10 protein-coding genes and 1 pseudogene are annotated in these 14406 nt (G+C 53.3%); 7 read left to right on the forward strand and 4 right to left on the reverse strand.

Going from position 1 to position 14406, the window contains the following annotated elements:
* Positions 1-5: 5 nt before the first annotated feature.
* The 4 genes from accB to msrP form a co-directional block, all read right to left on the reverse strand.
* Positions 6-470 carry an acetyl-CoA carboxylase biotin carboxyl carrier protein gene (gene accB, locus ACM5QY_RS06595; RefSeq protein WP_104924226.1) on the reverse strand — a complete coding sequence of 155 codons (465 nt, stop codon included), beginning with the start codon at positions 468-470 and terminating at the stop codon, positions 6-8.
* A 32-nt stretch (positions 471-502) separates the two neighbouring features.
* A complete protein-coding gene (gene aroQ, locus ACM5QY_RS06600; protein ID WP_013577295.1) occupies positions 503-955 on the reverse strand; it encodes a type II 3-dehydroquinate dehydratase in 453 nt (150 codons plus the stop codon).
* 241 nt (positions 956-1196) lie between these two features.
* On the reverse strand, positions 1197-1799 hold the full coding sequence (msrQ, locus tag ACM5QY_RS06605) for a protein-methionine-sulfoxide reductase heme-binding subunit MsrQ (RefSeq protein WP_416119803.1): 603 nt from the start codon (positions 1797-1799) through the stop codon (positions 1197-1199).
* Positions 1800-1815: 16 nt separating this feature from the next.
* Complete coding sequence (gene msrP, locus ACM5QY_RS06610) at positions 1816-2817, reverse strand: protein-methionine-sulfoxide reductase catalytic subunit MsrP (protein ID WP_416119804.1); 1002 nt, start codon at positions 2815-2817, stop codon at positions 1816-1818.
* 395 nt (positions 2818-3212) lie between these two features.
* Here msrP and csrD point away from each other — a divergent pair, with 395 nt between their 5' ends.
* The 7 genes and pseudogenes from csrD to yhdP all read left to right on the forward strand — a co-directional run bounded on the left by csrD (position 3213) and on the right by yhdP (position 14280).
* The gene (csrD, locus tag ACM5QY_RS06615) at positions 3213-5147 is read left to right on the forward strand and encodes an RNase E specificity factor CsrD (RefSeq protein WP_416119805.1); all 1935 of its coding nucleotides are present in this window, start codon (positions 3213-3215) and stop codon (positions 5145-5147) included.
* A gap of 355 nt (positions 5148-5502) precedes the next feature.
* Positions 5503-6546 carry a rod shape-determining protein MreB gene (gene mreB, locus ACM5QY_RS06620; RefSeq protein ID WP_013577291.1) on the forward strand — a complete coding sequence of 348 codons (1044 nt, stop codon included), beginning with the start codon at positions 5503-5505 and terminating at the stop codon, positions 6544-6546.
* Positions 6547-6802: 256 nt separating this feature from the next.
* Complete coding sequence (mreC, locus tag ACM5QY_RS06625; RefSeq protein WP_416119806.1) at positions 6803-7810, forward strand: rod shape-determining protein MreC; 1008 nt, start codon at positions 6803-6805, stop codon at positions 7808-7810.
* Complete coding sequence (mreD, locus tag ACM5QY_RS06630) at positions 7807-8295, forward strand: rod shape-determining protein MreD (protein WP_416119808.1); 489 nt, start codon at positions 7807-7809, stop codon at positions 8293-8295. Before mreC ends, mreD begins: the two co-directional genes overlap by 4 nt.
* A 7-nt stretch (positions 8296-8302) precedes the next feature.
* Positions 8303-8896: a Maf family protein gene (locus ACM5QY_RS06635; protein ID WP_416119809.1), complete on the forward strand. Its 594-nt coding sequence runs from the start codon at positions 8303-8305 to the stop codon at positions 8894-8896.
* Positions 8886-10355 carry a ribonuclease G gene (gene rng / locus ACM5QY_RS06640; RefSeq protein ID WP_416119810.1) on the forward strand — a complete coding sequence of 490 codons (1470 nt, stop codon included), beginning with the start codon at positions 8886-8888 and terminating at the stop codon, positions 10353-10355. Before ACM5QY_RS06635 ends, rng begins: the two co-directional genes overlap by 11 nt.
* A gap of 98 nt (positions 10356-10453) precedes the next feature.
* Positions 10454-14280 (forward strand): annotated as a pseudogene (gene yhdP / locus ACM5QY_RS06645) (AsmA2 domain-containing protein YhdP).
* Positions 14281-14406: the final 126 nt, after the last annotated feature.

The raw sequence follows: 14406 nt of genomic DNA on the forward strand, positions 1-14406 counted from the left end.
CCTCGTTATTCGATGACGACCAGCGGCTCGTCGAATTCAACCGGTTGGCCGCTTTCTACCAGAATTGCTTTAACAACACCGGATTTGTCAGCTTCGATTTGGTTCATCATTTTCATCGCTTCAACGATACACAGGGTATCGCCCGCAGTGACTTTCTGACCCACTTCGATGAAGGCTTTCGCGTCAGGGCTTGGCGTGCGGTAGAACGTACCCACCATTGGAGAGCGAACGATGTGACCACTGATTGCAGCAGGAGCCGCTTCTACAGGCGCAGCAGCTGGCGCAACCGCAGCAGCCAGACCCGGCTGTGGTTGTGCAGGCATTGCGTAAGCCTGTTGCATCATAGGATAAGCCTGCACAGGTGCAGCACGGCTGATACGAACTGACTCTTCACCTTCAGAAATTTCCAGTTCAGAAATACCTGATTCTTCAACCAGTTCGATCAGTTTTTTAATTTTACGAATATCCATGGGTGTGATTCCGTACTCTTTTTGCGTAGAAATTAGTGGGTTTTTGACAAGCGGTTAACCGCTGCCTGTAATGCAAAGTGGTAGCCATCTGCGCCAAGTCCGCAGATAACGCCCACTGCGATGTCGGAAAGATAGGAATGATGCCGGAACGCTTCACGGGCATGTACATTCGACAGATGGATCTCGATAAACGGAATCGATACCCCCAGTAATGCATCGCGCAGCGCCACGCTGGTATGGGTAAAGGCCGCGGGATTGATCAAGATAAAATCGACATTTCCGCGTGCCTGATGAATACGTTCAATCAGGACATGTTCTGCGTTCGATTGCAGATGGCTTAGTGCCACATCAGCGGCAGCAGCCTGAACTTCCAAACCTTTAACAATATCGTTGAGCGTGGTGTGTCCGTACGTTTCGGGCTCACGGGTGCCTAACAAATTCAGGTTAGGACCGTTAAGTAGCAAAATGTCAAACTTATGCGCCATTGTGAGCCTATCTCCGGCAATTAGACAAAGATTGTAGAAAATACCCTGATGTCACCGATTTGTCACCTATTTCGCGGCAAATCGACCCGACTCTTCGGCATGAGGTCGGGCATTATAATGATATCGTGGCAATTCGCAGCTAAATACTGGTCTTATCAGCGAAGATAATCAACCCTCGTCCTGTGAATGAGAGGGGGATTACCCGAATTTTGAGGGGCTGAACACAGAAAAGTTCCGGCACTTATCGCAGCCACTGGCGGAATTTTTTATAGCGAAATGCCAGCAAGATGACGGCAAGTGTTGCGTAAATGATCGGTTGTGGCGATAACACTTTCACCGACCAAAGGTAGTGGATCGGCGCAAGAATGGCGATCAGATAGATAAAGTTATGCAACTTTTGCCAGGATGCGCCCATTTTACGCTGCGCCCACAGCGTGGAAGTACAGGCCAGTGCCAGCAGCAATATCCAGCAGATAATCCCCAGCGTGAGATACGGGCGCGAAATCAGTTCACTGCCGAGCAGGCGTATATTGCTGATGCCCAGCTCCAGGAACGAATAACTTAGCAGATGCAGCGATCCCCATGCAAAACACCACAGACCCAGCAAACGGCGTGTGCGGATGAGCAGCGGCTGTTTTCCGTAGCGCGCGACAGGCGTGACCAGCAGCGTCACCAGTAAAAATTTTAGCGTCATCCTGCCGGTAAAATGCTGAATATCTTTTGCCGGATCGGCGCTGAACCAGCCCTGATCGACAGAAAGTACGAGCCAGAAAAACGGCAAAATGGCGGCAAGATAGATGACTACTTTCAGCCAGGTAATATTTGCAGGGCTTAAACGACGCATAATAAAGCGGCCTTCCTTAATAGAACTTGCGTAAATCCATCCCGTGATACAACGACGCGACCTGTTCGGCATAGCCGTTGAAGAGCAATGTCGGCTGGCGCTGCACGTCGAGCAATCCGCCTGAACCGATAAACCGTTCAGTGGCCTGCGACCAGCGCGGATGATCAACCTGCGGATTCACGTTGGCGTAAAAACCGTATTCATTGGTCGCAATCTGGTTCCAGGTGGTCGGCGGCTCGTCGTGGGTAAATTTGATGCTCACAATCGACTTAATCCCTTTGAAACCGTATTTCCACGGCACCGTCAGGCGAATGGGCGCGCCGTTTTGCGGCGGCAAGGCTTTGCCGTAAACGCCGACGGTCAGCATGGTCAGCGGATGCATCGCTTCATCTATACGTAATCCTTCGACATACGGATAATCCAGCCCGCCGCCGATAAACCGGTCTTTCTGCCCCGGCATATGCGCCGGATCATAAAGTGTGGTGAATGCCACGTAGCGCGCATTGCTGGTCGGTTCGGCCAGTTTAAGCAGCGAGCTGAGCGGGAATCCGACCCACGGCACCACCATTGACCAGGCTTCGACACAACGCATCCGGTAGATTCGCTCCTCCAGCGGGAAGCGTTTCATGATGTCGTCCATATCGAGAGTGAGCGGTTTATTGACTTCTCCGTCGATTTTTATCGTCCAGGGTGATGTCACCAGTTGGCCGGCATTGGCGGCCGGGTCTGCTTTGTCCAGCCCGAATTCGTAGAAGTTGTTGTAGCCTTCCACTTTGTCTTTCGGGGTTAACGCGAGTGAATTCTGATAGGCGGCGGGTTTGGTGAAATCCAGCGCTTTACCTGCGGGCGCGGGCGGGCGGTCATGCCCTTTAAACCAGGAAAGAATATCTGCCTGCGCGCTCGTCGGGATCGCCAGAGCGGCGGCGCTGATCCCCAGCGCCTGCAAAACTTTACGGCGATCCTGAAAGATATCCTCGGGGGTGACATCTGCTTCCGTCAGTTTGTGAAGTTTGGACATTGCAGTCTCCGGTATTCATCTTATTAATGTTTTTATCGTTATGTAGACAGCATGGCGTGAAACACAGGGTTTTGCGAGACAGGTAAGTGAAATAGCGATTTTTAATGAACCGGTTTTGGCTCATTTTCCCCAACAATATAAGAATTCTAAATTGATTAACTTTTGAGTTGCTATGCTATGAATGTATGTAAATGCAACTTTCCTGGTTACAAAACGTTCTGACGGGGGCGAATATCAGCCCGGTGGACGTTAAACCCGAAACATTCCTTCATGCCTGTTGGGTAAATTTCTCCTGCGGCCAAGTTTTTCTGTTTTATAGTAGCGGCGTTTTTTCGTGGCAGGCTTACAGAACAAGGGCGCTGTTTTCACCTCACCGTAGCGAGTAAGGCACAGGGATGCGATTTACTACCAGACTATCGGCACTCATTTCGATGTTAGTCGCGCTGGCAATGTTGTTAATGTTGCTTGGCGTGACGTTTAGTTTTATCTACCTCAATAAGCAAAGTACCGAGCAGCACCTGCAGGCGCTGGCGACCACTTATGATCAGTCATTACTGACGCACACACCGGCTGATGCCGAGCGCTGGCTACCACAGGCCATGCGCATGCTGGATGTCACCGATATCGAGGTGAAACTCGAGAACTCCACGGTTTATGAATACCATGAGCGCCCGGATTTACACCGTTCCTGGGACAGTGTGATGCCGGAATATGACTCGGCCGTTTTCCCGCTGATGCAAAACCACGCGATGTCGCTGCATGTTTCTTACATCGATCCGGTCAGCAGTTACATTCGTTCCCTGCGTTCTACGTTCACCATCGGAATTGCCATCGTGGCGATGCTCTGCATGTTGTTGCTCAGTTTCCGCTGGTTACGCCAGGAAACCGCCGGTGTGGAAAAACTGGAAGACCGCGCAGTCAGGATTTTGCGCGGTGAGCGGGAAGGGCTGGCAGGCACCGTCGGCGAATGGCCGCACTCCGCCAGCAGCGCCATTGATCTCCTGTTAACCGATCTTAATGAAGCGCGCGAACAGCGCAGCCGCGTCGATACGCTGATCCGCGCGTATGCGCAGCAGGACGCGCAAACCGGGCTCAGCAACCGTCTGTTTTTTGATAACCAACTGGCGACGCAGCTCGAAGAAGCGGGCGCGCATGGCGTGCTCATGCTGCTGCGGTTACCGGATTTTGACATGATGCGCGAAATCCACGGGCAGACGGTGGTTGAAGAATTGCGGTCGGCGATGGTAAATCTGCTGTCGACTTTTGTGATGCGTCACGTTGATGCGCTGCTGGCACGCTACTTCCACAGCGATTTCGCCGTACTGCTGCCTCACCGCACGCTGAAAGATGCCGAAGTGATGGCCGCACAATTAATAAATGCGTTGGGCGTTTTGCCGACATCTTCACTGATCGACCGCGACGCCCTGATGTATATCGGGATCACCGCATACCGTTTCGGCCAGACGCCGGATCAGGCAATGGATATGGCCGAGCAGGCGACGCGCCATGCGGCATTCCAGGGCAGCAATAGCTGGTTTATTTTCGATAAAAATGTCCCGGAGAAAGGCCGTGGTAGCGTGCGCTGGCGTACATTGCTGGAAAACACGCTGGCGCGCGGCGGCCCGCGTTTGTATCAGAAACCGGCTTTCGGCAGAGACGGGAAACTCGATCACCGCGAGGTACAGCGGCGTGTTTTTGACGGCGAGCAGGAATTGCTGGCTGCCGAATTTATTCCTCTTGTGGTGCAGTTCGGGCTATCTCAAAGCTTTGATCGGGTGATGTTAAGTCAGATTATTCCGTTACTTAACCGCTGGCCGGACGAAACGTTAGCATTTCACATGACGGTTGATTCATTATTGCAGCGCTCATTTGTTCGCTGGTTGCGCGACACACTGCTTCAGTGTGAAAGAAAGCAGCGAAACCGAATTTTGATTGAACTTGCTGAGGCAGATCTCTGTCAACATACCGACCGTCTGCGGCCTGCAATCCGGTTATTGCAAGGTTTAGGCTGTCGTCTGGCAGTTTCACAGGCCGGTCTGACGGTGGTCAGCACGTCTTATCTGAAAACTTTTCCGGTGGAAAGGGTTAAGCTTCACCCCGGCTTAGTGCGTGACATCGATAAAAGAGTGGAGAATCAGCTCTTTGTCCAAAGTCTGCTCAGTGCCTGTGAGGGGACTCAGGCGCTGGTTTTTGCCGCCGGCGTCCGGACCAAAGAAGAGTGGACCACGCTGCAGAAAAGCGGGATCCACGGCGGTCAGGGGGATTTTTTTGCCGAACCAAAGCCTGTTGAACGGGTCGGTAAAAAATATTCACACAACTGCGATGTTTAAGTGACCGTTATTGGATTATTTAACGTAGAATGAGCCAGCTTTCGACCCACTCCCTTATCTGGTATCCGGTGCACGCTTTATGGCCGCAGATGGACGGAAAACGTGGGTGAAAGTGTAAGAATTTATGTGCGGTGTTGCTACTTCGCCTGGGTGCCTGCCCGAGGTAAACCGAGCCTGCGATACAGAATTATTTCGCAGTGCCATCAGCCTCAAAAAGTAACAACCAGTGAATGGCGACATCGCGGACAATTTTCACGGAAGCAGGACGTTTTTGCGCCTTGTCGCTGCTTCGCGTGGTTGGTAAAGTAGGCGGATTTTATTTTCCGCCCCCAGCTTGCAGGATTATCCTTTCGTTATGTTTAAGAAATTTCGTGGCATGTTTTCCAACGACTTGTCCATCGACCTGGGTACCGCCAATACCCTTATCTATGTAAAAGGACAAGGCATCGTGCTGAATGAGCCATCTGTTGTGGCTATTCGTCAGGATCGTGCTGGTTCACCTAAAAGCGTTGCTGCTGTAGGTCACGACGCAAAACAGATGCTGGGCCGTACGCCTGGCAATATCGCGGCTATTCGTCCGATGAAAGACGGCGTTATCGCTGACTTCTTCGTGACTGAAAAAATGCTGCAACACTTCATCAAGCAAGTTCATAGCAACAGCTTCATGCGCCCGAGCCCACGTGTGCTGGTTTGTGTGCCTGTTGGTGCAACGCAGGTTGAACGCCGAGCTATCCGTGAATCTGCCCAAGGTGCAGGCGCGCGTGAAGTGTTCCTGATTGAAGAACCGATGGCTGCGGCAATCGGTGCAGGTCTGCCTGTTTCAGAAGCCACAGGTTCTATGGTTGTTGATATCGGTGGGGGTACAACGGAAGTTGCCGTGATTTCCCTGAACGGCGTCGTGTACTCTTCTTCTGTCCGTATCGGCGGCGACCGCTTCGATGAAGCCATCATCAATTACGTGCGTCGTAATTATGGTTCATTGATCGGCGAAGCCACCGCAGAACGCATTAAGCACAGCATCGGTTCCGCATATCCGGGCGATGAAGTGCATGAAATTGAAGTGCGTGGCCGTAACCTGGCTGAAGGTGTTCCTCGTGGTTTCACGCTGAACTCCAATGAAATCCTGGAAGCGCTGCAAGAGCCGCTGACCGGTATCGTTAGCGCTGTGATGGTTGCACTGGAACAGTGCCCGCCAGAACTGGCTTCCGACATCTCCGAACGTGGCATGGTGCTGACCGGCGGTGGCGCATTACTGCGTAACCTCGATCGCCTTCTGATGGAAGAAACCGGTATTCCGGTGGTTGTCGCAGAAGATCCACTGACTTGCGTAGCGCGCGGTGGTGGTAAAGCACTGGAAATGATCGACATGCACGGCGGCGACTTATTCAGCGAAGAGTAATTCTCAGCGAAGACTTGTTGTTTTAACAAGACCCGTTGTAAGCAGGAATAGTCTGCCCGGGAAGGTGGTTGTCCGTCAGGTAAAACCTGCAACGTGAAGTGTGCAGTGTTCAATGTGGATCCGCGCAAACACTGTCTGAGCGTAATTGTTCAGGCGGTGTTTTTGGCTATCCCATGAGATTGCCGCCTTTTCTGTCAGATGAAGCAATGACTTCAACTGGCTGAAACCTTCTGTTGCCGAGGAACTCGCATATTTTATGAAGCCAATTTTTAGCAGGGGATCTTCCCTGCAACTGCGACTTTTTTTGGCTATTCTTACGGCCATTGTCCTGATTGTTGCCGACAGTAAAATAGGTACGTTTGTTAAAATCCGCACCTATATGGATACTGCCGTAAGTCCCTTCTATTTCCTATCTAACGCCCCGCGTGAATTCTTAGATCAGGTTTCCTCGACGTTTGCGACACGTGGCCAGCTTGAATTGGAAAACCGCGCACTGCGTCAGGAATTGCTGTTGAAAAACAGTGATCTGATGTTGCTCGGCCAGTACAAACAAGAAAACGCCCGTTTGCGTGAATTGCTGGGCTCACCACTGCGTCAGGACGAGCACAAAATGGTGACGCAGGTACTTTCCACCAGTAATGATCCGTACAGCGATCAGGTTGTCATCGATAAAGGCAGTAACAACGGCGTTTATATCGGGCAGCCGGTGATCAGCGACAAAGGCGTAGTCGGCCAGGTTGTGGCTGTGGCCGCACTGACCAGCCGCGTTCTGCTGATTTGCGATGCGTCTCATGCGTTGCCGATTCAGGTATTGCGTAACGATATCCGCGTGATTGCGGCCGGCAGCGGCTGCGCAGACGATCTGCAACTCGAACATCTTCCAAGCAATACTGATATTCGCGTCGGCGATGTACTGGTGACGTCCGGATTGGGTGGGCGTTTCCCTGAGGGTTACCCTGTGGGCGTGGTGTCTTCTGTCAAAGTGGATAACCAGCGCGCTTATACCGTGATTCAGGCTCGTCCTACAGCCGGCCTGCAACGTCTGCGCTATCTTCTGTTGTTGTGGGGTTCTGACCGTAATGGCGAACACCCGCTGCCGCCGGATGAAGTACATCGGGTTGCCAATGAACGTCTGATGCAAATGATGCCGCAGGTTCTGCCGCCGCCGGGTGATATGGGGCCTCCGGCCCCTGTTCCGGCACCGGCAACGGGCACGGTGACAGCACCCGTGAGTGCTGCGCCTGCACAGAGGGCTACGCGATGAACAGTTACCGGAGCCACGGACGCTGGATTATTTGGCTATCCTTCCTGATAGCCATGTTATTGCAAGTGATGCCGTGGCCTGAGCAGCTCTACATGTTCAGGCCATCATGGCTGATGCTGATCCTGATTTATTGGGTGATGGCATTGCCGCATCGCGTCAACGTGGGTACCGGTTTTGTCGTCGGCTTCATCATGGATTTGATCCTCGGTTCAACGCTGGGGATCCGGGCACTGGCATTTGCGATTACCGCTTATCTGGTCGCCTTTAAATTCCAGCTATTCCGTAACCTGGCACTCTGGCAGCAAGCCCTGATTGTTATGGTGCTTTCGCTGGCCGTGGACGTCATGGTGTTCTGGGGCGAGTTCCTTGTTGTGAATGTTTCATTCCGGCCGGAAGTGTTCTGGAGTAGTGTGGTTGACGGCGTTCTTTGGCCCTGGCTGTTCCTGCTGATGCGTAAAATTCGTCGTCAGTTTGCTGTGCAATGAGGATGTTATGACCGCACTTTATCTCGCTTCCGGATCACCGCGCCGCCGTGAATTACTGGCTATGCTTGACCTTCCTTTTGAGCGTCTGGTGACCGAAGTGGCAGAAGAGCGTCAGCCTGACGAAGCTCCGCAGGATTACGTTATTCGTCTTGCCGAAGATAAGGCGAGAGCCGGCGTTGCGGTCGCAGCAGAAGATTTGCCGGTGCTGGGTGCCGATACGATTGTGGTTCTTGACGGTAAAGTGTTGGAAAAGCCGCGTGACGAAGCGCAAGCCGCTGTTATGCTTAAGGCATTGTCTGGAAAACAGCATCAGGTGATGACCGCCATCGCCTTTGCAGATCGTCGGGAGTGCCTCAGTACGCTGGTTGTGACCGATGTCACCTTCCGTTCACTATCCTCCGACGACATTGCACATTATATTCTGAGCGGTGAGCCCATGGATAAAGCGGGCGCTTATGGTATTCAGGGAAAGGGCGGTTGTTTCGTCCGTGAAATTCGCGGCAGTTACTATGCAGTGGTGGGTCTCCCTTTGGTGGAAACTCAGGAACTGCTAAATGAATTTTCTGCCTTACGCGAGCTTAGGAGAAAGCATGACAGCTGAATTACTGGTCAATGTCACCCCGTCTGAGACCCGCGTGGCCTACATTGATGGTGGAATTCTGCAGGAAATCCATATTGAGCGTGAGACCAAGCGCGGGATTGCCGGCAACATTTATAAAGGACGTATCAGCCGTGTATTGCCTGGAATGCAGGCAGCATTTGTGGATATCGGCCTTGAAAAAGCAGCGTTTTTACACGCTTCAGACATCATGCCTCACACAGAATGTGTGGCGCGTGACGAGCAGAAAAATTTCCATGTGCGCGACATCGCAGAGCTGGTGCATCAGGGCCAGGATCTGATGGTTCAGGTGGTGAAAGATCCGCTGGGCACCAAAGGCGCGCGCCTGACGACGGACATTACGTTGCCGTCCCGTTATCTGGTGTTTATGCCCGGAGCATCCCACGTCGGCGTATCTCAGCGCATTGAAAGCGAAGCAGAACGTGATCGCCTCAAACGTATCGTCTCAGAATATTGTGACGAACATGGCGGTTACATTATTCGTACCGCCGCCGAAGGCGTGGGCGAAGAAGAGCTCAAGCAGGATGCCGCGTATTTAAAACGCCTGTGGACCAAAGTCATGGAACGCAAGCGTCGAAACAAAACCAAGTACAAGCTGTATGGCGAACTGGCGCTGGCGCACCGTGTTCTGCGTGATTTTGCTGGTGAAGCACTGGATCGCATTCGTGTCGATTCGCGCCTGACCTACGAATTACTGGTGGAATTTACCAGTGAATACATGCCTGAGATGACCAGCAAGCTGGAGCATTACAACGGTAAGCAACCGATTTTCGACCTCTTCGATGTGGAAAACGAAATCCAGCGTGCGCTCGAGCGCAAGGTCGAGCTGAAATCGGGCGGCTATCTGATCATCGATCAGACAGAGGCCATGACCACCGTGGATATCAATACCGGTGCGTTTGTCGGCCATCGTAATCTTGAAGACACCATCTTCAACACCAATACCGAAGCGACGCAGGCCATCGCCCGGCAACTCCGGTTGCGTAACCTCGGTGGCATTATCATTATCGACTTCATCGACATGTCGAATGAAGATCACCGGCGTCGCGTGTTGCACAGCCTCGAGCAGGCTTTATCCAAAGACCGCGTGAAAACCGGCATTCACGGTTTCTCTGCGCTCGGTCTGGTGGAAATGACCCGCAAGCGTACGCGCGAAAGCGTGGAGCATGTGCTATGCAGCGATTGCCCGACCTGTCACGCGCGTGGCACCGTGAAAACGGTCGAAACGGTGTGCTATGAAATTCTGCGTGAGATCGTGCGCGTGCATCATGCCTACGAGTCTGACCGTTTCCTGGTTTACGCGTCTGCGGCCGTCGGTGAAGCGCTGAAAGGCGAAGAATCACATGCGCTGGCCGAAGTCGAAATCTTCGTCGGAAAACAGGTCAAAGTGCAGATTGAACCGCTCTACAGTCAGGAGCAGTTCGACGTGGTGATGATGTGATCTGATGGCCACAAGCCAGCAACATCAAGAAGTTAAAGGTTTCCATTGCCGTCTGTACGGGTGAAAACCCGTATGGAATCGGAAACAAGGAGAGAGGTTTGAGGCGACTGCCCGGTATTTTATTAACGACCAGTGCCACCCTTGTCGTGATAGTGGCTTTGGTAATCAGTGGCTTGCGTCTGGCATTGCCTCATCTTACCCGCTTTCAGACACAACTGGTCAGCAAAGTAGAATCCGTCACGGGCGTGCCGATCCAGCTGTCGCAAATCAGTGCGAGCTGGCAAACTTTTGGCCCGATCATGGAAATCCGTGGTCTGCATGTGACCCTGCCGGATTCTCAGTGGCAGGTTCAGCGCATCACGATGGCGCTCGACGTCTGGCAATCACTCCTGCATTTCCGCTGGCAGTTCCGCGATCTCACTTTCTATAATTTGCAGCTGGATCTCAACAGCACGCTGGGCGGCGATACCAACAAAGGTCACGGCGTTCAGGCTAACCGTATCAGCGACATCTTCCTCAGGCAGGTCGACCATTTCGATCTGCGCGACAGCCGCATTTCTTTTCTGACGCCTTCCGGCCCGCGCGCTGAATTTGATATCCCGCAACTGACCTGGCTGAACACGCATAACCGCCACCGCGCCGAGGGACAACTGAGTTTATCCAGTTTCAACGGGCAGCACGGTATTGTGCAGGTGCGTATGGATCTCAACGATACCAACGGTCTGCTCAATAACGGCAAAATTTATCTGCAAGCCGACGATATTGATATGAAGCCGTGGTTCAGCCGCTGGCTGCGCAGCAATACCGGTTTAGAAAGCGCCAATTTCAGCCTCGCGGCCTGGCTGACAGTGCGCAATGGCGATATTTATGCGGGCGATGCGTTGTTGAAAAACGGTTCGGCGACCTGGAAAACGGGTGCGGACGAACACCGTCTGGACGTTGATAATCTGGCTCTTCACGGCAACCGTCAGGGCAATGGCTGGCAGCTCGGCACGCAGCAGCTGAATCTGAAAACCGACGGCGTTGAGTGGCCCAAAGGGCGTCTCGAAGCGCTGTATCTGCCTGAAAACAATGATTTCCTCGGGCCCACGCAGGGCGAAGAATTACGAATCCGTGGTGCAAACCTGCAACTCGAACGTTTAGGGCCGATCATTCCGACGTTTTCCTTCCTGACGCCGTCGCTGCTTGAGCGCTGGCAGGATCTGAAACCCGCCGGAAATGTCGATCGCCTCGCGCTGGATATCCCGCTCAAACAACCTGACCAGACCCGTTTTGATGCGAGCTGGAACGATGTCAGCTGGCAGCACTGGACGATTTTGCCGGGCATCAATCACTTTAAAGGCAGCCTGAAAGGCAGCATGTCGGGCGGGCAACTGACCGTTAATCTTCAGGACAGCCTGTTGCCGTATGGCGACATGTTCCGTGCGCCGCTCGACGTAAGCGCGGCAACAGGTACATTCAACTGGACCCACGGCAATGACGGCTGGTCGCTGTCGGGCAAAGACGTGGATGTCAAAGCCAGTGCGTTGTGGGCGAAAGGCGATTTCAGCTACAACCAGCCTGCCGAAGGCGAACCGTGGCTGAACATTCTGGCCGGTATTCGTTTGTATGATGCGGGCCAGGCCTGGCGCTATTTCCCTGAACCGCTGATGGGCAAACATCTGGTGGATTACCTGAGCGGTGCGATCCAGGCCGGGCAGGTAGATAACGCGACGCTGACGTTTAACGGTAACCCGCATGATTTCCCGTTCAAAAAGAACGAAGGGCAGTTCCAGGTTTGGGTTCCGCTGCGCCATTCGACCTTCCAGTTCCAGCCGGAATGGCCCGCGCTCACCGATCTTGATATCGATCTCGATTTCCTGAATGACGGCCTGTTTATGAAAGCCGCGCACACCAAACTGGGCAACGTCGACGGCAATAACGTCGTGGCGAATATTCCGGACTATCTGAAAGAAAAACTGTTCATCGATTCCGATCTGCGCGGGCAGGGTAAAGATATCGGCGATTACTTCATGGATACGCCGCTTCACGACACGCTGGGTTCTGCGTTGCAGGAACTCCAGATCGGCGGCGAAGTGAATGGTCGCTTACACCTGGATATCCCGCTGGACGGTGAACTGGTGCGTGCGTCCGGTGGTGTGACGCTTAACGACAACAGTCTGTTCATCAAACCGCTGGACAGCAAAATCACCCATCTCAGCGGCCAGTTCAGCTACGACAATGGCAATCTGCAAAGCAATCAGTTAACCGGTAGCTGGTTCGGGCAACCGATCAACGTGATGTTCAGCACGCAGGAACTGCCGGATGATTTCAAAGTGCAGGTCGGTCTGGATGCCAACTGGCAACTGTCAAAAATTCCGGGTATGCCTGCGGCGGCGGCCAGCAAAATTTCCGGCGGAACGCCATGGAAAGGCAACGTCAACATCACGCTTCCGCACAAAGGTACGCCGACCTATACCGTAGACGTGAATGCCGACCTGAAAGATGTAAGCAGTCACTTACCTGACCCGCTGAGCAAAAAACCCGGCCATTCAATGCCGCTGGTGGTGAACGTCAAAGGTGATTTGCACAGCTTTAATCTTGAAGGTGAGCTGGCAGGTAAAAACCATTTCAACAGCCGGTGGTTGCTGGGCAAACAGTTGAAACTGGATCGTGCCTCGTGGCAGGAAAACACCAAAAAAACGCCGCCGTTGCCGGATGACAGCAGCCTGACCCTGCATCTGCCGCCGCTTGATGGCGAAAACTGGCTTGGCCTGTTGTCACCGGAAAAAGCGACGCAAAGCACCAATACAAAACTGTCCGGATTCAGCTTCCCGCACCAGATTATCCTGACCACACCGGCGCTGACGCTGGGGGGCAAGTCTGGAATGACCTGACGATTCAGTCGGTTCAGGGCCACCAGGGGATGGAAATTACCGCGAAAGGTAAAGAAATCGACGGCACGCTGAACATGAATGACAACGGTCCGTGGCTGGCGAATCTTCATTATCTGTACTTCAACCCGCAGTGGACGGCGGAAGACGTAGCCAGTAGCGGTCAGCCGGGCGGGAACCCGTTTGCCACGAGCAAGATTTCTTTCGCGAACTGGCCTGCATTGCAGCTCCGGTGCGAAGCGTGCTGGTTCCTCGGGCAGAATTTCCGCAAGGTAAATGCGGATCTGACGCCCCAGGGTAACCTGCTGATGTTGCGTAACGGCCTGATTGATACCGGCGTGGCAAAACTGGACGTGCAGGGTGACTGGAAACAGGACGAGCAGGGCGAAAATACCGGCCTGAAGGGGAAACTGTCGGGCAAAAACATCGAACAGGCGATGTCCTTCTTTGGCGTGACCACGCCGCTGAAAGGTGCACCGTTTGACATTAACTTCGATCTCCACTGGAAATCGGTGCCGTGGAGGCCGGATATCAGCACGCTGAACGGCACGCTGAAAAACGAGCTGGGCAAAGGCGAAATTGCAGACATCGGCGGTGGTCGCGCCGGGCAGTTGCTTCGTCTCGTGAGCTTCGATGCGCTGCTGCGCAAGCTGCGTCTGGATTTCAGCGACACCTTTGGTCAGGGATTCTATTTTGACTCCATTAAATCCACCGCGTGGATTAAAGACGGCACGATGCACACCGACGATCTGTTGGTTGACGGGCTGGCGGCGGATATCGCCATTACCGGTAAAGTGAATTTCGTGAACCAGCAACTGGATTTAGAAGCGGTGATTGCGCCGGAAATTTCAGCCACCGTCGGCGTGGCGACGGCGTTCGTGATTAACCCGGTGGTCGGCGTGGCGGTCTTCGCGGCCAGTAAAGTGCTGGCACCGCTGTGGAATAAAATCTCGCTGATCCGCTACCAGATTAGCGGCACGATTGCTGAACCGCATATCAATGAAATTTTGCGTAAACCCGTTGTACCGCCAAAAGAGGCTGCGGCGCAGTAACGTATCCGTGTCGGCGCAGGCAACCTCGTTCGGGCTGTGTTAGGCTGTTAATAACCTTGTAACAATGGATTGTCCGGCAGGCTGGCTGATTATCTCAGTGACAGCGCTGCCGGATTTTCGTCTAAA

Origin of the sequence: Rahnella sp. PCH160 (assembly GCF_047784855.1) — a bacterium.
In the GTDB taxonomy this organism is placed as follows: Bacteria; Pseudomonadota; Gammaproteobacteria; order Enterobacterales; family Enterobacteriaceae; genus Rahnella.

Bases quoted from the DNA above. Each gene is read 5' to 3' on its own strand.
- rng (WP_416119810.1), top strand. From the start codon at position 8,886: ATGACAGCTGAATTACTGGTCAATGTCACCCCGTCTGAGACCCGCGTG.
- msrP (WP_416119804.1), bottom strand. From the start codon at position 2,817: ATGTCCAAACTTCACAAACTGACGGAAGCAGATGTCACCCCCGAGGAT.
- ACM5QY_RS06635 (WP_416119809.1), top strand. From the start codon at position 8,303: ATGACCGCACTTTATCTCGCTTCCGGATCACCGCGCCGCCGTGAATTA.
- mreB (WP_013577291.1), top strand. From the start codon at position 5,503: ATGTTTAAGAAATTTCGTGGCATGTTTTCCAACGACTTGTCCATCGAC.
- mreC (WP_416119806.1), top strand. From the start codon at position 6,803: ATGAAGCCAATTTTTAGCAGGGGATCTTCCCTGCAACTGCGACTTTTT.
- aroQ (WP_013577295.1), bottom strand. From the start codon at position 955: ATGGCGCATAAGTTTGACATTTTGCTACTTAACGGTCCTAACCTGAAT.
- accB (WP_104924226.1), bottom strand. From the start codon at position 470: ATGGATATTCGTAAAATTAAAAAACTGATCGAACTGGTTGAAGAATCA.
- csrD (WP_416119805.1), top strand. From the start codon at position 3,213: ATGCGATTTACTACCAGACTATCGGCACTCATTTCGATGTTAGTCGCG.
- msrQ (WP_416119803.1), bottom strand. From the start codon at position 1,799: ATGCGTCGTTTAAGCCCTGCAAATATTACCTGGCTGAAAGTAGTCATC.
- mreD (WP_416119808.1), top strand. From the start codon at position 7,807: ATGAACAGTTACCGGAGCCACGGACGCTGGATTATTTGGCTATCCTTC.